Here is a 20,575-nt window from a genome sequence, read left to right on the forward strand (position 1 = left end):
ACTCAATTTCTTGACTCCGGCTGAGGTCTTTTTCAAAAATATTTCGTAATGTTGCACTCGCTGGTTGACTCTGCCTTCATAGAAGGTTGCAGCGATGCCATTGAGAAATTCAGAACGGTTTCTCTGTATCTCACTTTTTTGTATTATCTTTGTGCCGCAATAAATATATTTATATTAGACATGGAAAATAAATACATCACTGTATCATACCGCCTTTACGCAATGAACGGCGGAGAAAAAGAACTTATCGAAGAAGCACCTGCCGCACATCCGTTCCAGTTTATTTCTGGAATCGGATATACGCTTGACCGTTTCGAAAAAGAAATCACTGCCTTGGAAAAGGGGGCCGACTTCAGTTTCACCATCCCTTGTGCCGAAGCATACGGCGAGCGTGATGAGGACAATGTGCGCCAGGTATCGAAGGCGATGTTCTGCGATCCCGATGGGAATTTTGATAGCGAGAATATTTATCCGGGCAATATCATCATGCTGAACGACAACGAAGGGCATCGCTTCTATGCCAACGTGGGCGAAATTACCGATGATAAGGTAGTAATCGACTTGAACCATCCTCACGCCGGTAAAGACCTGATGTTCGAGGGTAAGATTATTGAGATGCGTCCTGCCACGAATAAAGAAATCGAAGAAATCGTGAACGCCATGAGCGGAGGATGCGGAGGACATTGCGAAGGTTGTGGCGGAGGATGCGGTGAAGAAGGGCATCATCACCACGATGAAGATGGGTGTTGTGGAGGCGGATGCGGACATTGTCATTAATAGTTTTTGAGTTTCACCACAAATTAATTTGTCATGCTGGACGAAGTGAAGCATCCCGGATGCATACACATGATGTCCACGAGATTCTTTGCCGATGCTCAGCATGACAAAAGGAGAAAATGAAAATCTGTGAGTGCCTGTGTGCTGACAAACTCAAAAAACTTAAAAACTCAAAAACTTAAAAACTCAAATGATTCTGATAGCCGACAGTGGAGCAACGAAGACTGACTGGTGTTATGATACCATCGGTGGGGCTTACATGCAAGTGCAGACCGAAGGTATCAATCCGTTCCATCAGTCTGCTGAATATATCCGCCATATTCTCGAAGACCAGTTGGTACCCCGATGCACAGTACCTGCAGATATATGTACGGGTATTTTCTTCTATGGTGCCGGATGTCTGCCATCCGTATCGGCTCCTGTCACCGAAGCGCTGCAAGACCTTTTCCCTAAGGCGCACATTGAGGTAGAAACGGATTTGTTGGGAGCTGCACGCGCTTTGTGTCAACACCGTCCGGGCATTGCTTGTATTTTGGGTACCGGCTCTAACTCGTGCTTGTACGATGGAGAGCGTATCACCCAAAATATTTCCCCTTTAGGTTATATTCTGGGCGATGAAGGAAGCGGGGCTTACTTGGGCAAGCATTTTGTAGCAGATTGCCTTAAGAGCCAACTTCCCCTGAAGCTTCGCGATGCCTTGTTGGACACGTTGCGCCTCGACCCGCAAGGTATCATTGAACGCGTGTATCGTCATCCTCAGGCCAACCGTTTTCTGGCAAGTCTTGCACCGTTTATCCATGCGCACAAACACGACCCGGAGGTGCATACTTTCCTACTTCAACATTTCGGAGAGTTCTTCCGGCGTAACGTTCTGCTTTACTCCAGACGCCTGCCTGTTTCGTTTGTAGGCTCTATAGCCTGGCATTTCCGTGCTGAGATAGAGGAAGCAGCTGCCTGTTGCGGCTTGTGCACCGGCACATTTCTACAAAACCCTATCAAAAAGTTGGTGGAATATCATTCCTCCTGAGAAACTGTTTTTAGAAGCTGTTTTGAATTTATCGTGCGATGATTTGGGATGAGTTTTTGAGGCATTTTCGCTTCTGTGATGAGGAAGATAGCGGGCTATCTGACGAAGAACAGGAGCGAAAAAGACCAAAAAATCGCCCAAAGCACACACGAAAACGGATACATCAAGCCAAGAAAAACTTTTTGGAGAAATTCAAAACAGCTTCTTAGAATCTGTTTAAACTTTGCTTAGGTTTATTTTGCAAATTGTATTCGTCGGATAGCCCGCTATCATTCTCATAAAATCGAGAAAACATCCTCGAAAACAGTTTTTTCTTATCTTCTTAGCATCAATGTCTTGAAAGGAGTGGGGTATGGGGTCTCAAACTCCATCCATTCGTGTGTTACTGGATGGTAAAAACACAATTTAAAGGCATGAAGGGCCAATCTTTCCAACGGATTCATTTCGCATCCATAACGTTCGTCTCCTACAACGGGATGCCCTAATGATTGCATGTGTACGCGAATCTGATTTTTCCGCCCCGTTTCCAGTTGCAATTCCAATAACGAAAAGCCATTGGCACGCTTGATGGTGTGATAATGAGTCACCGAATATTTGCCTCCGTCATCCGTCGGAGAGGAACTTACGTATAGCTTACGGTCGGTTAGCCAAGAACATACCGTGCCTTCATCTTGTTCCATCTCTCCTTGTACAATTGCTACATAGCGGCGGTCGCGCACAAGGTCGTGCCAGTTATCACGTAATGTATGCTGCGTTTTTTCATCTTTGGCATACATCATAATACCTGATGTTTCCCTATCCAGACGGTGGACGACATAAATCCGGTTCCCTTTATGAATCCGTTTTACATACTCATTTAATATATGTTGTGCCGTCCGCTCTTTTTGACGTTCTGTAGCAACCGAGAGTAATCCTTCTTTTTTTTCGACAACGATGATGTATGCATCTTCATACAAAATCTTCAGCATCGGATGATGGAATTCGTGTTTGTGCTTTTCCCGGCTGATTTGCACACACATGCCCGGTTGCAACGGATAATTGTAAAGCGTCTGAATCGTATTGTCCACCAATACCACCCGGTTAGTCAATAAAGCTTTAACCCGTGTGCGGCTTATTCCTGCCATTTTCTTCATCAGGAATTCCATCAATCCGGCAGGTTCGGTTACCCGGTAAATTGTATATTTCGAAGTAGCATGCGCCTTAATAGGCTTGTTTGTCTTAAAGTCTTTTATTGCCACGTCTATTATTTTTTAATGAATTTTCTTTTCTAACAATACCACATTTTCCACATGATGCGTATGTGGAAACATATCTACCGGCTGGACTGCCTTTACTTTATATTTCACATCGAGTAACTGCAAATCGCGGGCTTGTGTAGCCGGATTGCAACTCACATAAACGATGCGTTCCGGTTCTGCCGCCAATATCACCTGAATGACATCGCCATGCATGCCTGCCCGAGGCGGGTCGGTAATGATCACATCGGGCCGTCCATGCGTGCGGATAAAATCTTCGGTCAGGATATCTTTCATATCGCCTGCATAAAACAAGGTATTCTTTATGCCGTTCAATTCTGAATTGACTTTGGCATCCTCTATCGCTTCGGGCACATATTCGATTCCTATTACCTTTTTAGCCTGACGGGAAACGAAATTAGCGATGGTTCCGGTTCCGGTATACAAATCATATACCAGCTCATTGCCCGTTAATCCGGCAAAGTCACGGGCTACCTTATATAAATTATAGGCTTGTTCTGAATTGGTCTGATAAAAAGACTTGGGACCTACCTTGAACCGAAGCCCTTCCATCTCTTCGAAAATATGGTCTTTCCCTTTGAATACGCATACATCCAAATCGCCGATTGTATCGTTGCATTTGTTATTGACCACATATAATAAGGAGGTGATTTGAGGGAACTTGTCCGCTACAAATTGAAGGAGTTCCTTCATTTTCTCCAATTCCTCGTCATTCACAATCTTGCATTGCAACAAGACCATCAACTCTCCGGTAGAAGAAGTGCGTACCATCATATTGCGCAACATGCCTTCTTGCGTGCGCAGGTTGAAAAAAGCATACTGATGTTCGTATGCATAGTCGCGGATAGCGTTGCGGATTTGATTGGAAATATCATCCTGGAGCCAGCATTTCTCGATGGCAAGTACTTTGTCGAACGCACCGGGGATATGAAAACCCACTGCATTCATCTGCTCGTATTTCACATCCTGCTTCACTTCTTCTTCGGTCAGCCAACGCTTGTTCGAGAATGTGAATTCCAGCTTATTGCGATAATACATCGTCTTTTCCGAACCGATGATGGGGCTGATTTCCGGCAATTCGATTTTCCCGATGCGGGTCAGGTTGTCATACACTTGCTTTTGCTTGTACCGAATCTGGTCGGCATACGCCAGACATTGCCACTTGCATCCGCCACACACACCGTAATGCTCGCAAAACGGCTCTGCACGCATCGGAGACTTTTCGTGCAACTTTACGGCTACAGCTTCCGCATAATGGTTTTTCTTCCGCTTGACTTGCAAATCGACAACATCGCCCGGCACTACGTATGGCACAAAGATGACCAAATCATTCACCTTGGCAACAGCTTTTCCCTCTGCCGCCACATCCGTTATCGTTACCTTTTCCAGTAAAGGAAGTTCTTTCTTCTTTCTTGTCACGTTGTTTTTCTAATAAATCAAGTTTGTGTGCAAAGGTAAGCATTTTCCTTCATATTCCGGAAAGATTTTAAAGGAAGTCCGAATTTATCCGCATTTATTTTTCACATCCCTGCATAATTTCCCCCAAACTCTTGACAACCGCCTTCCCGGATGGTATCATTGCGAGACGCAGCCGGTTGCGGAAGCCCGCGGATACAGGTGCGGAGGGAAGCACATATAGGTGCATACGTTGCAAGATTATTAATCTTACACCAGACGAAGCTATCTATATGGCCAGCCAATCATAATGGTATGAAAAAGCCTGAGAGCCGCTTTTGGCAAGTCTGTTTGTCAAAACATGCCCAAAAACACCTTATTTGTATTTGATATGTTGCAAATTTTCCATAGCTTTGCAGACACTCTACTTATGAGAAACATAATAACCTAATAAATCTTACCAAAAGAAATGGAAACAAAAAGAGTTTACACCTTCGGAAACGGACATGCCGAAGGAAAAGCAGACATGAGAAACCTGCTGGGCGGTAAAGGCGCTAACCTTGCTGAAATGAACCTGATTGGCGTACCTGTTCCTCCCGGTTTCACCATTACTACAGAAGTTTGTAACGAATATTTCGAAAAAGGCAAAGACGATGTAGTAGCTCTGTTGAAAGATGACGTCGAAAAGTCTATTGCGGGAGTCGAAACACTCATGAAATCAAAGTTCGGTGATGTAGAAAATCCGTTGCTCGTATCTGTACGTTCGGGTGCACGCGCGTCTATGCCGGGCATGATGGACACTATCCTGAACTTGGGATTGAATGACGAAGTGGTTGCCGGATTGGCACGCAAGACAGGCAACGAACGTTTCGCATGGGATTCATACCGCCGTTTCGTGCAGATGTATGGCGATGTTGTATTGGGCATGAAGCCTGCCAATAAAGATGATATCGACCCGTTCGAGGCGATTATCGAAGACGTGAAGAAAAAGAAAGGGGTCCGCTTGGACAATGAACTGGAAGTGGACGACCTGAAAGAACTGGTAAAACGCTTCAAGGAAGCTGTTAAGACTCAAACCGGTAAAGAATTCCCTGCCAATGCTTACGAACAATTGTGGGGAGCTATCTGTGCCGTATTTGATTCGTGGATGAACGAACGTGCTATCCTTTACCGGAAAATGGAAGGCATACCGGCTGAATGGGGTACTGCCGTAAACGTACAGGCAATGGTATTCGGAAATATGGGCGACACGTCTGCTACCGGCGTTTGCTTCTCTCGTGATGCCGCTACAGGCGAAGACCTCTTCAACGGTGAATACCTGATTAACGCCCAAGGCGAAGACGTAGTAGCAGGTATCCGCACGCCGCAACAGATTACTAAAATCGGTTCTCAACGCTGGGCGCAACTGCAAGGCATTTCAGAAGAAGAACGTGCCAGCAAATATCCTTCGATGGAAGAGGCCATGCCGGAAATCTATAAAGAACTTGACGAGTTGCAGACCAAACTGGAAAACCACTATCATGACATGCAGGATATGGAATTCACAGTACAGGAAGGAAAACTTTGGTTCTTGCAGACCCGTAACGGAAAGCGTACAGGTGCTGCCATGGTGCGTATCGCCATGGAGATGCTGGAACAAGGCTTAATCGATGAAAAGACAGCTGTCTTGCGTTGCGAACCGAATAAGTTGGATGAACTGCTTCACCCTGTATTCGATAAAGAAGAACTCCGTAACGCTAAGGTCTTGACTCGCGGACTTCCCGCTTCTCCGGGTGCTGCTACAGGTCAAATTGTATTCTTTGCAGAAGATGCGGCTAAATGGCGTGCCGATGGTCATCGGGTGGTTATGGTACGTATCGAAACTTCTCCCGAGGACTTGGCTGGAATGACCGTTGCTGAAGGTATCTTGACCGCACGTGGCGGTATGACTTCACATGCTGCCGTAGTGGCTCGCGGTATGGGTAAATGCTGTGTGTCGGGTGCAGGAGCTATCAATGTAGACTATAAAGCCCGCACGGTAGAAATCGATGGCGTCGTGCTGAAAGAAGGTGACTATATTTCCTTGAACGGTAGTACAGGCGAAGTTTATCAGGGCGAGGTGCCTACCAAGGCAGCTGAAGTATCAGGAAACTTTGCAAAACTGATGGACTTGTGTAACAAATATACCCGCTTGCAGGTACGTACCAATGCGGATACTCCCCACGATGCGGAAGTAGCCCGTAAGTTTGGTGCCGTAGGTATCGGACTTTGCCGTACGGAACACATGTTCTTTGACAATCAGAAGATTATCGCTATGCGTGAAATGATTCTGGCACCGGATGAAGAAGGACGCAAGAAGGCACTTGCTAAGTTGTTGCCTTACCAGAAGAATGACTTCAAGGGCATATTCAAAGCAATGGACGGTTATCCTGTAAATGTACGTTTGCTCGACCCGCCTTTGCATGAATTCGTTCCGCACGACCAGAAAGGCCAGGAGGAAATGGCGAAAGCGATGGGTGTTACGGTAGATTATATCCACCAGCGTGTAGAAAGCCTGTGCGAGCACAACCCGATGTTAGGTCATCGCGGATGCCGCTTGGGAAATACTTATCCCGAAATTACCGAAATGCAGACGGAGGCTATTTTGGGTGCCGCTTGTGAGCTGAAGAAAGAAGGTTACGACCCGCATCCTGAAATCATGGTTCCGTTGATTGGTATCTTGTACGAATTCGAAGCACAGGAAAACATCATCCGCGCTACGGCTAAGAGAGTTTTCGAACAAGAAGGTATAGAAGTGCCGTTTAAGGTAGGTACGATGATTGAAATTCCACGTGCGGCTCTGACCGCTAACCGCATCGCTTCGCATGCTGAATATTTCTCATTTGGAACGAATGACTTGACGCAGATGACATTTGGCTATTCGCGCGATGATATCGCTTCCTTCTTACCGGTTTATTTAGAGAAGAAGATTCTGAAAGTAGACCCGTTCCAGGTACTTGACCAGAACGGTGTAGGCCAGCTTATCCAAATGGCAGTAGAGAAAGGCCGTTCAGTACGTCCTGATTTGAAATGCGGTATCTGTGGCGAACATGGAGGCGAGCCTTCATCAGTGAAGTTCTGCGATAAAGTAGGATTGAACTATGTCAGCTGTTCTCCATTCCGTGTGCCTATCGCACGTTTGGCTGCGGCGCAGGCTGCTATTGAGAGATAAAGCAAGATAGCTAACTATTGGTAAGATAGGCGGCAGGTGTGGGAAAAAACACCTTGCCGCCTATCATCGTTAGTGGGGTATGTACAATCTGATATGCTTTTTAGCGTATAGTATCGATATCGAAAGTTTTTTATAGTCAAAAGTGGGTAATTGGGCAGCAGATAAAAATGCATCCACATTACTAAGGCTAACGACAAAAAGGAAAACATGTCTATTCAAAAGACGTGTAATACCCTTATGTGTTACAAGGAATATTTCAGCGAACATTCGGACATGGATTTGGATGCATTCTTAGGCTTCATCCTTAACAATGTTGTAATGATATACATTTCTGCAGACTCATTCCATAGAGTCACCCATTGGATATTCCAAGCCTCAAAAGGATACAACAATCTCATACATGGCACAACAGAAAGCAATGTATGCTAATGCTTATGAACGTTGGACTGATGAAGATGACCAAAGATTGTTGTACCTTTATTCTCAATGGAAAAAGATATCTGGACTTATGCAAATATTTGCCAGAAATAAAGGTGCCATCAAATCGAGAATCTTAAAACTGACAGGAAAAGAATTTTACAATTAAATATAAAGCTATAATTATTGAATACCGGAATTTAGTAACGGATTCTTTATGTCAATAGTCCATTAAAAATTCAACATATCGGCTAAGCGGCTTCTGCCACTATGCCAAATAGTTCTTTGATAAGTTTAGTATTAAAAGTTCTGTTCGGTTTCAGACCGGACTTGCTAAAAATTCTTTTGAGCATGTAAATATTACCCAAATAGGCCTTTAGCAGTCCGATGGAAAGCGACGGATAGTATCGTTGCCGCATGACTTTTGCGATGTTTACCGATGCCAGTGAAGCATTGAAAGCGAAATCAAGTTTCCTCAAGTCCCTTGCCTGACAATCGTTGAGTCCGGTAAACTACTTGGAATCCCGAAAGCAAAACTCGATCTGAAATCTTGTACGGTAGTATTCGGTGATGTCTTTAGCCGACATTTCAAGGTCGGTAGAAAAATAAACCTTGTGCCCTCCCGATTCGGGATAATGGACCACGACTTTGATGTTGCGTTTCATTGCCTTTGAATAGGTCTTGACTGAGTAAGCCCTTCCTCCTTCAATGTCGAGAATCTTGCAACGCTGAAGGTCGAGTTTCTCAAAATCAATCTTCTCGCCTTTGATGTGCGGTCGTCCCCGTTTGCCTGTGTGGACACCGTTATGTGAATACCACGAGGTGGCATCATCATTCGAGGCTGCTGATGACATGGAATTCCTGCAGACAGGCTTCATTGACGAACTTTGCTTTTAAGAACCATGCATCTGCAACGACATAACGTATTATGCGAAGCAGCTTGTCCTTGTATTTGTGGAGTACGTCAAGATACCAGTCCACAAGATTGTAATCTTCGCCTTGCTTTTCCAGATCCCCCTTGCCCGGTGTCTGTTCAACTTATTTGTTATCAACGGATTCGCTATTAATTTGACGAAGTATTAAAACTGTAATCTGTCAAAAAAAGGCTATTTTTATTTGGTAAATTCAGCCCCATGTGGTTACTTTGTGGTTACCACACAAAAAAGAAGTAACCATGTGAAAAGTACACATTTTAGCGGACAGCAGCTCTATAGTCAGGTGATAAAATTCCTGTGTAAGGACAGAATCCTTCAATTGAGTCGTGAACATGGCGGTGAACGCTATGTGAAACGTTTCGACAGTTGGACACATTTAGTGGTAATGCTCTATGCCGTAATCATGCGTTTTGACTCCAGATAGCTTCGTCTGGTGTAAGATTATTAACGTTTGCCGACGTACCTATATCCGCAGACTTCCGCAACCGGATGCGTCTTGCAATGATATTATCTGGAAAAGCGATGTCATCGTTGATAACCAAACTGACCGTATCTGAATATGAAGTATTTTATTTTCTAATACATTTTCCTCAACCTGCTAACCGCCTTCTCCAACGACTCTTCCGGCTGAATGATATTGTAATTTCCCCAAAAGTCCTTGTCAAAGAACAGGGAGGCATCATCAGAAAGGATTTGATCTTTTCCAAAGGCTTCACGGATGGGGATGTTGGTGGTGGACGGTTCAATGTCCGTTACTACCATTTCCGACACAACGGCATAATTAGTAGAGAACAGCCTACGCCGCCAATCGCATTTGAAACGGATTTCATTACGGACATAACTCAAGTAAGTCTTGCCGTTATGGTCAGTGTAATTGACTTGATAAGCGACTTCCTCCGGTTTGAAGCGTAAGCCAAAAGGTTTGCTACGCAAGATGGCTTGCGTTGCCTTGTAACGGTCGCTCACGTCCAGATTGAACTCGGCGCGGGTGAAGGAGAGGCGTTCCTTGTCGATGTAGAACCTGCCGTAATAAATGGCGTAAGGCAGCTTGCGATTGGGCATGAAGCTGACTACGTATTGGGGACGTTCGTCGATGGTGGCAGGTTCTTCCAGGTGGAAATCATACAATGGGAGTACCTCCGGACTGAGCAACAGGTCGGGGTTCTTCACTACGTCCAGGTAAATGGCTGCGGTAGGTCCGCCCAGCAGTTTTACGGCCAACGTGTCGCTGGCTTTCGGACTGAGCAGGCGCCGGCCTTTGAGGATGCGCACACGGTCCCGGCCGGCATCCTGCGTGTAGGGAGTCTTGTGCAGGTCGATGACGGCTTCCGCTACCAATTCGCGAGGATTGTGTCCGCTGACCACTACCTCGCCCAGCATTTGCGTATCGGGCGTCAGCCATACGGTATGCAGCTCCGTGTCCCCTTCTTTCAGGTGGATACGGGCATTGGCATAGCCTAAATGAGATACTTCGAGGGCTGTCTCGCTGACAGGCTCTTTGACTTTGAACGTGAATTCGCCGTCGGCATTGGTGACGGTGGCCTCCACGCTTCCGGCGATGGACACGCTGGCATACGACAGGGCTTTCTTGTCCGACTTGTCTTTTACGATGCCGCTGATGGTGACATACTTTCCGTCATCTTCCGGCTCTTCAACTGCCTTTGCCGGTGCCAGGTATAGCAGGAAAAGGCAGAACAGGATGTACTTGCAGGTTTTCATTTCTTTCTGTTTTATGGAGTTGTCTTATAAGTTATCTTGCTTCAGGCGTTCCACAAAATGGTCGATGCGTTGCATCTCCTTCGGAATGTCTATGCTTTGCGGGCAATGCGGATTACACTGTCCACAGCCTATGCAATGGCTGGTCTGGCGCAAGCGGGGCACACTGCGGTCGTACCCAACAAGAAAGGCACGGCGGGCTTTCCGGTAGTTGTCATCCCTCTCGTTGCGGGGCATATTCCCTTCGTTTGCGTGTGGAATTCAAGCACAACGTGAACATCCGCATCGATTACGGTTTCGGCAAGGACACGGGCGGGTTTGTGTTCCAGTTTGCGGAGGCGTTTTAAATGAAGAATGAAAAATTTGGCTTCGTCCGGAGATAAAAACAGAAAGAATGAAGAAGAGTTTTGTATTGACAATCCTGCTGATATTTTGCGGTGCAATGGCAAGCCATGCATAAAGTCATCAGCGACTCACTGGCCAGTGATTTCCGCACGTTTATGGCGAAGAATTTCTCACGTTACCGCACGGTCAACCTCTATTGGGAGGCCAAGTGGGCACACGACTACACGTTCAGCCTCGACGGACAGGAGGTGGAGAAGATGCGCAAGAAAAACTTGCATACCCTGAAGGCTTCTACCATGATTCCGTTGCTGAAGTTGAGAAAGGTCTCGCTTTACGCCAACCTGGCATACAGCCGCTACCAATTTACCGTGTACGACAGACAGACCGGACAGTCGTCAGAGGTCTTTCAGCAATCGGCTTATGACTATTATGAGGGAGGGCTAAATGGGTCGTATTATTTCGGGCTATTCAACAAACCCATGATTGTCTCAGCCGCGTTGTCCGTGGACGGGTGGAACAAAGGGTTCGGCATGTTCGATGGGACGTTCTCCGCCGTCATGCTGCTGAAGAATACCGAGCGCACCAGCTTCAGCCTGGGCGTTATGGCGCGGACGCTGTTCAGCAGTATGCCCGTCATGCCCGTCGTCACGTGGTGGCACCGCTTCCGCAATCCGCGCCTCAGCGTAGACATCACCATGCCCAGTCAGTTCTACCTGCGTTACGAACTGGAGAAACAGCGCATCTCAGCCGGAGCCTCGATGAGCAGCGAAAACTTCTACCTGCGCACCACGCTGGAAGACGCCCCGTCCACGGCCTACTATTCCGACGCCGTGCTGAAACCTGAGATTCATTATGAGTACATCCTCAACCACCGTCTCTACTTTTCCGTCCATGCAGGCGTGTCAATGGTAATGAAAAGCGGACTGTATAAGAAGAACCGAAAGGGCATCAATGTGAAAGACGAGGAAGGTAAGACTGAGGTGGAGCCGGTGGTGAAACAGGACCGTTCGCCGATACCGTTCTTTAATGTGGGGGTGTCATATAGCTTATTTAAGTAAGTTATGCGTTATAGCCGTTCCCTCAATACCTCAAACAGCTCGTCCCTTGTGAACTGCTTGCAGCAGCCGGGCATCAGCAGGCAGGTGTCGGCAGCGGCACGCAGGACTGTCTCGTCCGTGATGCCCATCTCGCTCCAGCGGGTGGGCAAGCCGATTTCCCGGATAAAGGATTCAAGGGCATCAATGCCGAGGGCGGCGGTCTGGTCTGTTGTATCGCCCTTCACGTTCCACACCCGTTCTGCCATGCGTGCCAACTTCTCCTTGCCCTCACTTAAAAGGTGGCGGTAGAGGGTGGGGTGGATGACGGCCAGTCCCTGCCCGTGGTTACAGTCGGTGTAGGCTCCTACGGCATGTTCCAGCATGTGACATTGGAAATCGGTCTGCTTACCCAGTTTCAGCAGGCTGTTTTCGGCGAGGGCGGAGTCCCACATCAGTTCGCCGCGGGCAAAGTCATCGTCGGGATTGGCGATGAGGGCACGCAGGTTCTTGATGACGTTGCGCATTACTGCCTCGTTGATTTCGTCGGAGAGATTGTCTCCATGCGGACGGCCCATATAGGTCTCCATGCAATGGCTCAGCGTGTCGAAGGCTCCGCTGACGACCTGCTTCGTCGGCAAAGTCTTCGTCAGGTCGCTGTCGAGTATGGCGAAAGAGTGGTAAGCACCGACGAGCGGTTGTTTCAGTTTCTTCGCAGTGTGGGTGATGACTGCCCCGTTGTTCTGCTCGGCTCCCGTGCCCGACGCGGTGACTACGGCTCCCATTGGCACAAACTTCGTGGGGAATTGATGCCGCGTGTACTGCATGTCCCAGATGTCTTCGTCCAGTCGTGCCTGTGCCGATACTATCTTACAGCAGTCGATGACCGACCCGCCGCCCACGGCCAGGATGAAGTCGATGCCGTATTTGCGCACCAGTTGCGCTCCTTCCTGCACCTTGTCGTAAGTGGGATTGGGCAGGATGCCGCCGAAGTCCACCACGTTCTTGCCGCACTCGTGCAGCCATTCCATCAGCGTGTCATACAGCCCTGTGCGTTTCAGCGAGCCGCCGCCGTAAGCCAGCAGCACGTTCTTGCCTACTTGTTTCATTTCTTCTTTGATTGCGCTCTCAGCGCACCCTTTGCCGAAGTGTTGTCGGACGGGGTATTGATAAGTGAATTTGTTCATATCTTTCAGATTTAATTGATACGGCAAAGTTACGCCAATCCGACTTCCCGGTCCATACATGGATTACGGATTGAAGCACCAATATCAACGAAAGTTTCACTCTTCTTTACTTTTTATAGGCGAACCGCTGAACACGTCGCTCATTTGCATAGTATCGAGAGCAGCATCTATATTCTTTATTTCTTCGGAAGAGAGGCGGATGTCTGCCGCCCCAATGTTCTCTTTCAACCTGCACAATTTACGGGTGCCGGGAATGGGGACTATCCACGGCTTCTTGCACAGCATCCAAGCGAGAGAGATTTGAGCGGGAGTAGCGTGTTTCTGCTCAGCCAGCTTATCAAGGAGAGCGAATAGCGCCTTGTTCTGTCCGAAGCTTTCCTTCTGGAACTGGGGCATGGAAGCACGGTAATCGTTGACTGCATCGAAACGGTCGTTTTCCGTATAATACCGGGAGAGCAAACCGTTGGCAAGTGGGGAGAATGCTACAAAGCCGATGCCCAGTTCTTTTGATTTTTATTATATGAATATCCTCAATTTCCCCAATAGGGAATAAGAAGCGTTTTATGGTAAACTTCCGCCTTCAAGTATCCTTGCTTCTATGACCAAGTATTATTGGATACTCAGCCATTTATCCTTGCTTCTATCGCGGTTGAAGCATAGTTTCATTTGGAAGGGAGTAATTGGGCAAAATGCGGATATTCATTTTTTATTATATTGCTGCAAAAGTACGGTAGTCAGGGGGAAGCCTCGTTATAAGAATTACGGTAGGGCATACCTATATTTCCGTTTTTGTCTGATAAATAGTATATTTGCAAAGGAAATAAAAGAATGAGGATATGGCAGAAACGGAAAATATTATCATAAAGGATACCCTTGACGGACTGGGTACGGACGCTTACAGCAATTATCTGGCCCATGCCCTTTGCCTGGCAGGCAATTGCCGGCTGAAATATAACGACGAGGAACGCGAGCTGCAAGCCGGCGACCTGATGATTGTACGCAAGGGCAAGCTGGTGGAACGCATTCGCCCGGCAGACGATTTTCGGGTAAAGGTGATATACGTTACTTCTGAATTCATCGTGCTGTCCACACCGCTTAGCAACTATGGCATGAAAGGTCAGCTGGCTCTGTTCCGCAATCCCATCATGAAATTGGATGCCAAACAATGGGAATTGTGCCGCCGGGACTTCGAGATGGTGGAAGCGCGGCTGGCGCAGACCGACCACCACTTCCGCCGCGACTTGCTGATAGCCTCCATACAGATGCTCATCATCGACTTCTTCGATTTCCATTCTCATCTGTATGGAGTAGACAATATTCCGCTGCAAAGCGCCACCATCATGAGCCGCTTCCTCAATATGCTGGAGAACGGGACATACCGCGAACACCGTGAAGTGAACTGGTACGCCGACAAGCTGTGCGTCACGCCCAAATACTTGTCAGAAGTTTCCCGCAAGATAAGCGGTTATGCCGCCAACTATTGGATAAACCGCTACACCGTGCTCGACATCTCCCGCCTGCTTCGTGACAAGTCGCTGACTTTCGTGCGTATTTCCGACCTGTTCGGTTTCTCATCGCCTGCCTATTTCAGCCGTTACGTGCAGCAGCATCTGGGGGTAAGCCCGACAGAGTATAGGGGATGATGTTTTTCCGCATTTGACCAGTCATCTTTTCAACATACATCAACTGCGCAGCAAGATACATGATATTCCTTCTGCCAGTCCTCCCTGTCAGGACTGCAGTCCTGACAGGCTGGGACTGCAGTACCGACAAGGCAAAACTGCAGTACTGGCTGTACAGGACTGGCAAATTGTGTAGCTTTGTAGAAAAGGTTGACTGCTTTAAGTCTTATTCGCAGTATGGGTTGACTCGTATTATTACTATTCATGCACAGAGTTCCCCCCTGTTAAACATAGAGACTGTAGCTGAATATTAAAACATGACAGGTTAAACCAACCGCAAAAATGTAGTCATCCGCCGTAATCCGTGTAATAGGCGGCACAAGGATTATGCCGAACTTTGCAGCCGTAAAATTACATGAAACGATGAAATTAATGACTTGCCTTGCAATGATAATGGCTGCCATGACAACAGGATTATGCGCCTGTACAGAAAAAATGGAAAGGACAGAAGTAATAGAAGCACAACAGATTTTCACCCACACCACCCGCATCAGCGACGTGATGAACGACCCGGCTTTCGGCGACTGGGGACGGCTGATTTTCCCCGTGGACGAGGGATACTGGAGCGGCGAGACTTTAGAAGATTTGCGCTTAGTTTGGTACAACTACATCGACCCGGACAAGACCGTCGAAATCTGCAATTACCTGAAAGCGCACGCCGACAGCGTATTCATCGACATCTATACGGAAGCCGAGAAGCAGGCCGACCCGCAGAAGCGCAACACGGGGCTGTTTTTCTTCCGCGGGAATCCGGGTGCCCCCTTTGCCGTCTGCAACGCAGGTGGTGCGTTTGCCTACGTCGGAGCCATGCACGACAGCTTTCCCCATGCCCTCGAACTGTCCAAACTTGGGTACAATGCCTTTGCGCTCATCTACCGTCCGGACGATGCCTACGAAGACCTTGCCCAAGCCATCACTTACATCCATGACCATGTCGACGAGTGGGGCGTAAGCGCTTCCGGCTATTCCCTGTGGGGAGGCTCGGCAGGGGCACGCATGGCAGCGGTGCTCGGTAATGCGGACTACCTCCTCCAACTGACCGGACGCGAAGATATACCGCAAGCCTCAGCCGTCATCATGCAATATACGGGGTATAACACAGTCAGTCCGCAAGACGCGGCGACCTACGCCTGTGTCGGCACCAGCGACGGCATCGCCCCGTGGCGCACCATGCAACGGCGGTTGCAAAGCCTTTCTAATCTTGGCATCCCGACCGAATTTCATGCTTACGAAGGGCTTCCCCACGGCTTTGGGCTGGGCACGGGTACGGTTGCCGAAGGATGGCTGACGGATGCTGTCCGTTTTTGGGAAGAAAACCGATAAGAAAAATTGGGAGGGTAGCGAGCCCGTATTTCGTTTTTAAGCCAGCTTCATAGCAGCCTCAAAAGCCAGCGGGGATGTACTTGCGGATGCGCGGACGGTTCAGTACATCGACCAGTTCACGCAGCTGCGCTTCGCAAGCCACAATCTTTATCCGTCCGCTGTCTATATGGCGATGCAATCCCGACAACCGTTTCCCTATCAGAAATGATATCCAGATGTTGGTATCGATGACCACACGATTCGGCTCATTGTTTCCGTTCTTCATAATGTTTTTGTCTTACGGCTTCTACTTCGCGGGTGATGTCGTCCATGCTCAGTTCATCGGTACGGACAGATTTCAGCAGACGGTCGAATCGGCTAACGAACAGTGATTTGCGTAGGCGGTCGAACACTTCCAGCTTGTCCTGTTCGGGCATGGCTTGCAACATTCCGAAAAATTGCTGCTTGCTGATGTTCAGTTGAATGGTATCCATACGTTTTCTTTTTATTGATTTCATTCGCAAAGTTAACAAGAATCGGCAAGAAAGCAAGACTTTTACTCCTTTTTCAAAACTTCCCGATATACTTTCTGCCCCTCCACATCCATTGGCATTGAACGTGTATTCTTGGATAATCCGTAAAAAAGGCACAAGCATCCGTAATCCTTGTATGGAATAGCTCGACATTCCGCCGTATCTTTGTCCCTATAGAAAACCGATTAAACAAAGACGAACATGGAAACAATCAAACTGAGCAACGGCGTGGAAATGCCGCTATTGGGCTACGGGGTGTTCAAGGTAGCCCCGGAGGAATGTGAACGGTGCGTCAGCGACGCGCTGAACGTGGGTTATCGCCTGATTGACACGGCGCAGGCTTACTTCAACGAGGAAGGCGTAGGGAACGCCATCAGCAAGAGCAGTGTCCCCCGGCAGGATATTTTCCTGGTGACGAAAGTATGGATATCGAATGCCGGCGAGGAGAAGGCTGCGGCAAGCATCGACGAGAGCCTGCGCAAGCTGAAGACCGACTACATCGACCTGCTGCTCATCCATCAGGCATACGGCGACGTGTTCGGCTCGTGGAGGGCGATGGAAAAAGCCTACCGCGCAGGCAAGGTGCGTGCCATCGGGGTAAGCAACTTCCAGGCGGGACGTTTCTTCGACTTCGCCCACTATGTGGACATCAAGCCAATGGTGAACCAGTTGCAATGCAATCCGCTCGTCCAGCAACAGGGCATCGAGCCGATTCTCGCGGAACACGACACGAAGATGATGGCATGGGGACCGCTCGGCGGCGAGGGTGCCGAAGGAGTGGTAAAGAACGAACTGCTCGCCTCCATCGGCAAAGGCTACGGGAAGACCGCCGCACAGGTGGCTCTGCGCTGGCTCACGCAGCGGGGCATCGTCGCTATCCCCAAGAGCACGCATGTGGAGCGTATGCGCCAGAACTTGGACATCTTCGACTTCACGCTGACCGATGAGGAAATGAAACGTATCGCTACGCTAAACAGTCACGATGCGGGGACGGTGAACTTCGGCGACCCGCAGTTTGTGAAATTCCTGATTGAGACATACGGGTAAAACAGGGTAGGGTACATAATAAGCGACAACGGGAGACATGGCAACTTGCATGTTTCCCGTTGTTGTTTATTAGCCAACCGGTCTTTCCTCTTTCGCCGGACTTACAGCCTTGCCCCCCAAACCATCTTCTCCACATCCTCCAGCGTGGCGTTGAAGAAACGCTTCTCCTTGTTGAGCGAGCGCATCTGCTGCATCTCGTCGTCGGTCAACTGGAAGTCGAAGATTTGGATGTTCTCCTTGATGTAGTCGGGATTTGATGCACCGGGGATGACGGAGAAGCCTTCCTGGATGTGCCAGCGCAGGATGACCTGTGCCGGAGTCTTGCCGTGGGCTTCGGCAATCTTCTTTATCACAGGGTCTTTGAACAAGGCACCGTTGCTCATGGCACCGCCCAACGGGAACCAACATTCTACCTGGATGCCTTCCGAAGCGGCTTTCTTGCGCATCTCCACACGTTGGGCGTAGGGGTGGCATTCCATCTGGAGCACTTGAGGCTTGATAGTCGCTGCCTGCATAATCGTGTTCCATACTTCGTCGTTGGCATCGAAGTTGCTGATGCCGAGGGCGCGCACCTTGCCCATCTTCACTGCCTTTTCCATGTCTTTCCAGGCTCCCACGAAGTCGCCTACGGGCTGGTGGATGTAGAGCAGGTCGATGTAGTCCAGTTGCATACGGTCGAGCATCTCGTCGATGGCTTTCAATGTCTTGCCCTCGCCGTATTCCGTGGGCCAGAGCTTGCTGGTAATCCAGATTTCCTCGCGGGGGATGCCGCTTTCCTTGACGGCACGGCCTACACCTGCCTCGTCCTGATAGGCATGGGCGGTGTCGATGTGCCGGTAACCGGCTTTCAGTGCGGTGAGGCATGACTGTTCGCACACTTCGTCACTGGGCTGGAGGAACGTGCCGATGCCGAACCGGGGCATCTCCACGCCGTTGTTCAACTTGACCACGGGCACGCTTGCCGTCGTCGTTTTCTCTTGCGCATAGGTAGCGCATACGCCGCCCCATAGCATCAGGGCGGACAACAGAAGATTCTTCAGTAATTTCATACGTTCATTCTTTATGATTCGGATGTAAAGGTAGGGAATATGCCTCTGAACAGGCTTATAGAAAATTCGGGAGGATATGCCGGTTTTGCGGATAATTGCCATACCCCTGTCAACGAAAAGCCCCTGCAAACTCCTCGTGGCTTGCAGGGGCTCTTCTCAATTTTAAAGAGGATACGAAAATTTTACGTTGAAAATATAGTCTTTTTCTTTCGTCTTGGCAAATTATATCCGGAAAACCTGTCGGCAATGCCAATCCTGACGGATGAATGCCTATAATGCGTATTCTTTCAACAACTCGAAACAATGGCAATCCAGGAACTGTCCATTTTTGAAGCAAGCTTTATGCTGAATACCTGTTTTTCGGAAACCTGCCTTTTCCAATGCCCGCATGGAGGCAAAATTGCCGGCATAGACCTTAGCAAAAATCCGCACGACATCGGTTTGGCTGAAATAATCGCTGACAGCTTGACGCAAAGCCTGCGTCATAATCCCTTTATTCCAATAGGGTTCGGCAATCCAATAACCTATTTCCGCATTAAAGCGTTCCACGTCTGTGCCTCTGTCGAAACTGATGTTTCCGGCAGCTTCCGCATTTATTTCAATGCAATAATTATTTTGTACCTCTTGGACCTTGATGTATCGTATGAATGCGGCTCGTTGAGTACCAGCATGATTTTATTTAATGAATGTCCGCAATTAGCCAATTCGACTGAGTTGAAAATGCAGTAGTACTGCGTTTGCCGATGCAGTATATATTCGTAGGCGGATGCAGTATATATTCAACCGCGAATGCAGTATATATTCAACTGCGGATGCAGTATATATTCATTTTTTGAATATCCGCAAACATCCCAATGGATGGAAAGGAGTTAAAAGGAGTTATGCCCGCTTCGCTCACAGGAGTTAAACGCCAATAGTCCTGCTATGGTTTCCATTAGTAAAAGTATTGGCTTCTAACTCCCTTTAACTCCCTGAAATAACTCCTTATTGGTGAAATGCGGACATTCATATTCATTTTTTAGGGGTATGTATTGGATGAATGCGGACATTCATTTTTTATTCAGCAGATTTTCCTTTTCAGCCAGCAGCCGGCAGACGCTGTCTATACGTTCGCTGCGATAGCTGGACTTGAACAGGCTGAGCAGACTGTCCACCTCCAGACGCTTCTTATGGTATATATTCATATCTTCCTCATTCCAGTCCAGCACGGTCTCACCAATAAGGGATAAATCCACCATTTTAGAAGCTGTTTTGAATTTATCGTGTGATGATTTGGGATGAGTTTTTGAGGCATTTTCGCTTCTGTGATGAGGAAGATAGCGGGCTATCTGACGAAGAACAGGAGCGAAAAGGACCAAAAAATCGCCCAAAGCACACACGAAAACGGATACATCAAGCCAAGAAAAACTTTTTGGAGAAATTCAAAACAGCTTCTTAACATATACCTCGTGTATGTCCTTGCGTAAACATCTTATCTTTTGGCTTGTAATCTCTAATTCCTGTCGTCTGTGCTGTTCGTTGAGCCAAATATAGACGATGCCGAAAATGACGAAATGCAGCCCGCTTACCTTGCGGTAGCGGGCTGCGGTGTCTGTATGATGTTGCCGGGCACAAATGCTCCCGCCCGGAACGGGAGTTCCTGTTTGATGTCCTTTCGTATTTCGGGGCATTGCCCTTTTCCGT

21 protein-coding genes and 3 pseudogenes are annotated in these 20,575 nt (G+C 48.2%); 11 read left to right on the plus strand and 13 right to left on the minus strand.

What is annotated here, in order from left to right; all coding sequences use genetic code 11:
* Positions 1-180 precede the first annotated feature (180 nt).
* The 3 genes from B5G04_RS13915 to B5G04_RS19905 all read left to right on the plus strand — a co-directional run bounded on the left by B5G04_RS13915 (position 181) and on the right by B5G04_RS19905 (position 2,013).
* Positions 181-777 carry an FKBP-type peptidyl-prolyl cis-trans isomerase gene (locus B5G04_RS13915; protein ID WP_022040108.1) on the plus strand — a complete coding sequence of 199 codons (597 nt, stop codon included), beginning with the start codon at positions 181-183 and terminating at the stop codon, positions 775-777.
* 190 nt (positions 778-967) lie between these two features.
* Positions 968-1,804, plus strand: coding sequence for an ATPase (locus B5G04_RS13920; RefSeq protein WP_087397763.1), 837 nt, complete (start codon positions 968-970; stop codon positions 1,802-1,804).
* A gap of 38 nt (positions 1,805-1,842) precedes the next feature.
* Positions 1,843-2,013, plus strand: coding sequence for a hypothetical protein (locus tag B5G04_RS19905; protein ID WP_158098125.1), 171 nt, complete (start codon positions 1,843-1,845; stop codon positions 2,011-2,013).
* A 105-nt stretch (positions 2,014-2,118) separates the two neighbouring features.
* On the opposite strand, the gene B5G04_RS13925 is transcribed toward B5G04_RS19905, so the two are convergent.
* On the minus strand, positions 2,119-3,042 hold the full coding sequence (locus B5G04_RS13925; RefSeq protein ID WP_022040110.1) for an RluA family pseudouridine synthase: 924 nt from the start codon (positions 3,040-3,042) through the stop codon (positions 2,119-2,121).
* Positions 3,043-3,054: 12 nt separating this feature from the next.
* Entirely contained in the window at positions 3,055-4,479 is a 1,425-nt protein-coding gene (gene rlmD / locus B5G04_RS13930) for a 23S rRNA (uracil(1939)-C(5))-methyltransferase RlmD (protein ID WP_087213506.1), read from the minus strand.
* Positions 4,480-4,924: 445 nt separating this feature from the next.
* Between rlmD and ppdK the strand changes: the two genes are divergently transcribed.
* Together ppdK and B5G04_RS19400 are read left to right on the plus strand one after the other, a co-directional pair.
* Complete coding sequence (ppdK, locus tag B5G04_RS13935; RefSeq protein ID WP_022040112.1) at positions 4,925-7,645, plus strand: pyruvate, phosphate dikinase; 2,721 nt, start codon at positions 4,925-4,927, stop codon at positions 7,643-7,645.
* A 400-nt stretch (positions 7,646-8,045) separates the two neighbouring features.
* Positions 8,046-8,231 carry a hypothetical protein gene (locus B5G04_RS19400; RefSeq protein ID WP_143270471.1) on the plus strand — a complete coding sequence of 62 codons (186 nt, stop codon included), beginning with the start codon at positions 8,046-8,048 and terminating at the stop codon, positions 8,229-8,231.
* Positions 8,232-8,574: 343 nt separating this feature from the next.
* Here the strand turns inward: B5G04_RS19400 and B5G04_RS20565 are convergent, their stop codons facing one another.
* The gene (locus B5G04_RS20565) at positions 8,575-8,940 is read right to left on the minus strand and encodes a hypothetical protein (protein WP_239414112.1); all 366 of its coding nucleotides are present in this window, start codon (positions 8,938-8,940) and stop codon (positions 8,575-8,577) included.
* 298 nt (positions 8,941-9,238) lie between these two features.
* Between B5G04_RS20565 and B5G04_RS13950 the strand changes: the two are divergent.
* Positions 9,239-9,415, plus strand: a pseudogene (locus B5G04_RS13950) (DUF4372 domain-containing protein); the annotation flags it as partial.
* 158 nt (positions 9,416-9,573) lie between these two features.
* Here B5G04_RS13950 and B5G04_RS13955 read toward each other — a convergent pair.
* Both B5G04_RS13955 and B5G04_RS13960 read right to left on the minus strand, forming a co-directional pair.
* Positions 9,574-10,716: a carboxypeptidase-like regulatory domain-containing protein gene (locus B5G04_RS13955; protein ID WP_087397770.1), complete on the minus strand. Its 1,143-nt coding sequence runs from the start codon at positions 10,714-10,716 to the stop codon at positions 9,574-9,576.
* 24 nt (positions 10,717-10,740) lie between these two features.
* A pseudogene (locus B5G04_RS13960) lies at positions 10,741-10,962 on the minus strand (4Fe-4S dicluster domain-containing protein); the annotation flags it as partial.
* A gap of 203 nt (positions 10,963-11,165) precedes the next feature.
* Here B5G04_RS13960 and B5G04_RS13965 point away from each other — a divergent pair.
* Entirely contained in the window at positions 11,166-12,116 is a 951-nt protein-coding gene (locus B5G04_RS13965; protein WP_087397772.1) for a DUF6268 family outer membrane beta-barrel protein, read from the plus strand.
* An 8-nt stretch (positions 12,117-12,124) separates the two neighbouring features.
* On the opposite strand, the gene B5G04_RS13970 is transcribed toward B5G04_RS13965, so the two are convergent.
* Both B5G04_RS13970 and B5G04_RS13975 read right to left on the minus strand, forming a co-directional pair.
* Positions 12,125-13,279 carry an iron-containing alcohol dehydrogenase gene (locus B5G04_RS13970; protein WP_087397773.1) on the minus strand — a complete coding sequence of 385 codons (1,155 nt, stop codon included), beginning with the start codon at positions 13,277-13,279 and terminating at the stop codon, positions 12,125-12,127.
* A gap of 96 nt (positions 13,280-13,375) precedes the next feature.
* The gene (locus B5G04_RS13975; protein WP_087397775.1) at positions 13,376-13,780 is read right to left on the minus strand and encodes an aldo/keto reductase; all 405 of its coding nucleotides are present in this window, start codon (positions 13,778-13,780) and stop codon (positions 13,376-13,378) included.
* A 335-nt stretch (positions 13,781-14,115) separates the two neighbouring features.
* Between B5G04_RS13975 and B5G04_RS13980 the strand changes: the two genes are divergently transcribed.
* Together B5G04_RS13980 and B5G04_RS13985 are read left to right on the plus strand one after the other, a co-directional pair.
* Complete coding sequence (locus B5G04_RS13980; RefSeq protein ID WP_087397777.1) at positions 14,116-14,922, plus strand: helix-turn-helix transcriptional regulator; 807 nt, start codon at positions 14,116-14,118, stop codon at positions 14,920-14,922.
* 402 nt (positions 14,923-15,324) lie between these two features.
* Positions 15,325-16,284 (plus strand): alpha/beta hydrolase, encoded by a 960-nt coding sequence (locus tag B5G04_RS13985; protein WP_239414114.1) that lies wholly within the window; start codon positions 15,325-15,327, stop codon positions 16,282-16,284.
* Between the two features lie 58 nt (positions 16,285-16,342).
* Here the strand turns inward: B5G04_RS13985 and B5G04_RS13990 are convergent, their stop codons facing one another.
* Positions 16,343-16,549 carry a putative toxin-antitoxin system toxin component, PIN family gene (locus B5G04_RS13990; protein WP_087397779.1) on the minus strand — a complete coding sequence of 69 codons (207 nt, stop codon included), beginning with the start codon at positions 16,547-16,549 and terminating at the stop codon, positions 16,343-16,345.
* The gene (locus B5G04_RS13995; RefSeq protein ID WP_013617930.1) at positions 16,530-16,757 is read right to left on the minus strand and encodes a hypothetical protein; all 228 of its coding nucleotides are present in this window, start codon (positions 16,755-16,757) and stop codon (positions 16,530-16,532) included. Before B5G04_RS13995 ends, B5G04_RS13990 begins: the two co-directional genes overlap by 20 nt.
* A 240-nt stretch (positions 16,758-16,997) precedes the next feature.
* On the opposite strand from B5G04_RS13995, the gene B5G04_RS14005 reads away from it, so the two are divergent.
* Positions 16,998-17,843 carry an aldo/keto reductase gene (locus tag B5G04_RS14005; protein ID WP_087397783.1) on the plus strand — a complete coding sequence of 282 codons (846 nt, stop codon included), beginning with the start codon at positions 16,998-17,000 and terminating at the stop codon, positions 17,841-17,843.
* A gap of 101 nt (positions 17,844-17,944) precedes the next feature.
* On the opposite strand, the gene B5G04_RS14010 is transcribed toward B5G04_RS14005, so the two are convergent.
* The 3 genes and pseudogenes from B5G04_RS14010 to B5G04_RS14025 all read right to left on the minus strand — a co-directional run bounded on the left by B5G04_RS14010 (position 17,945) and on the right by B5G04_RS14025 (position 20,130).
* Positions 17,945-18,892, minus strand: coding sequence for an aldo/keto reductase (locus B5G04_RS14010; RefSeq protein WP_239414115.1), 948 nt, complete (start codon positions 18,890-18,892; stop codon positions 17,945-17,947).
* 270 nt (positions 18,893-19,162) lie between these two features.
* Positions 19,163-19,540 (minus strand): annotated as a pseudogene (locus B5G04_RS14020) (GNAT family protein); the annotation flags it as partial.
* Positions 19,541-19,941: 401 nt separating this feature from the next.
* Complete coding sequence (locus tag B5G04_RS14025) at positions 19,942-20,130, minus strand: hypothetical protein (RefSeq protein WP_087397787.1); 189 nt, start codon at positions 20,128-20,130, stop codon at positions 19,942-19,944.
* A gap of 29 nt (positions 20,131-20,159) precedes the next feature.
* Here B5G04_RS14025 and B5G04_RS19910 point away from each other — a divergent pair, with 29 nt between their 5' ends.
* On the plus strand, positions 20,160-20,330 hold the full coding sequence (locus tag B5G04_RS19910) for a hypothetical protein (protein ID WP_158098033.1): 171 nt from the start codon (positions 20,160-20,162) through the stop codon (positions 20,328-20,330).
* Here the strand turns inward: B5G04_RS19910 and B5G04_RS19915 are convergent.
* Positions 20,314-20,562, minus strand: a complete 249-nt coding sequence (locus tag B5G04_RS19915) for a hypothetical protein (protein ID WP_158100107.1) — start codon at positions 20,560-20,562, stop codon at positions 20,314-20,316. The genes B5G04_RS19910 and B5G04_RS19915 overlap by 17 nt on opposite strands.
* Positions 20,563-20,575: the final 13 nt, after the last annotated feature.

The sequence above is a fragment of the Bacteroides sp. An51A genome (genome assembly GCF_002161565.1).
GTDB classification, from domain to species: Bacteria; Bacteroidota; Bacteroidia; order Bacteroidales; family Bacteroidaceae; genus Phocaeicola; species Phocaeicola intestinalis.

Excerpts from the sequence above, each read along its gene's own strand:
- B5G04_RS14010 (WP_239414115.1), bottom strand. The coding sequence starts at position 18,892 with ATGAAATTACTGAAGAATCTTCTGTTGTCCGCCCTGATGCTATGGGGC.
- B5G04_RS14025 (WP_087397787.1), bottom strand. The coding sequence starts at position 20,130 with ATGGTGGATTTATCCCTTATTGGTGAGACCGTGCTGGACTGGAATGAG.
- B5G04_RS19915 (WP_158100107.1), bottom strand. The coding sequence starts at position 20,562 with ATGCCCCGAAATACGAAAGGACATCAAACAGGAACTCCCGTTCCGGGC.
- B5G04_RS13955 (WP_087397770.1), bottom strand. The coding sequence starts at position 10,716 with ATGAAAACCTGCAAGTACATCCTGTTCTGCCTTTTCCTGCTATACCTG.
- B5G04_RS13995 (WP_013617930.1), bottom strand. The coding sequence starts at position 16,757 with ATGGATACCATTCAACTGAACATCAGCAAGCAGCAATTTTTCGGAATG.
- B5G04_RS14005 (WP_087397783.1), top strand. The coding sequence starts at position 16,998 with ATGGAAACAATCAAACTGAGCAACGGCGTGGAAATGCCGCTATTGGGC.
- B5G04_RS19905 (WP_158098125.1), top strand. The coding sequence starts at position 1,843 with ATGATTTGGGATGAGTTTTTGAGGCATTTTCGCTTCTGTGATGAGGAA.
- B5G04_RS13985 (WP_239414114.1), top strand. The coding sequence starts at position 15,325 with ATGAAATTAATGACTTGCCTTGCAATGATAATGGCTGCCATGACAACA.
- B5G04_RS13915 (WP_022040108.1), top strand. The coding sequence starts at position 181 with ATGGAAAATAAATACATCACTGTATCATACCGCCTTTACGCAATGAAC.
- B5G04_RS13980 (WP_087397777.1), top strand. The coding sequence starts at position 14,116 with ATGGCAGAAACGGAAAATATTATCATAAAGGATACCCTTGACGGACTG.
- B5G04_RS19910 (WP_158098033.1), top strand. The coding sequence starts at position 20,160 with ATGATTTGGGATGAGTTTTTGAGGCATTTTCGCTTCTGTGATGAGGAA.
- B5G04_RS13990 (WP_087397779.1), bottom strand. The coding sequence starts at position 16,549 with ATGAAGAACGGAAACAATGAGCCGAATCGTGTGGTCATCGATACCAAC.
- B5G04_RS13965 (WP_087397772.1), top strand. The coding sequence starts at position 11,166 with ATGCATAAAGTCATCAGCGACTCACTGGCCAGTGATTTCCGCACGTTT.
- B5G04_RS19400 (WP_143270471.1), top strand. The coding sequence starts at position 8,046 with ATGGCACAACAGAAAGCAATGTATGCTAATGCTTATGAACGTTGGACT.
- ppdK (WP_022040112.1), top strand. The coding sequence starts at position 4,925 with ATGGAAACAAAAAGAGTTTACACCTTCGGAAACGGACATGCCGAAGGA.
- B5G04_RS20565 (WP_239414112.1), bottom strand. The coding sequence starts at position 8,940 with ATGAAGCCTGTCTGCAGGAATTCCATGTCATCAGCAGCCTCGAATGAT.
- B5G04_RS13970 (WP_087397773.1), bottom strand. The coding sequence starts at position 13,279 with ATGAACAAATTCACTTATCAATACCCCGTCCGACAACACTTCGGCAAA.
- B5G04_RS13920 (WP_087397763.1), top strand. The coding sequence starts at position 968 with ATGATTCTGATAGCCGACAGTGGAGCAACGAAGACTGACTGGTGTTAT.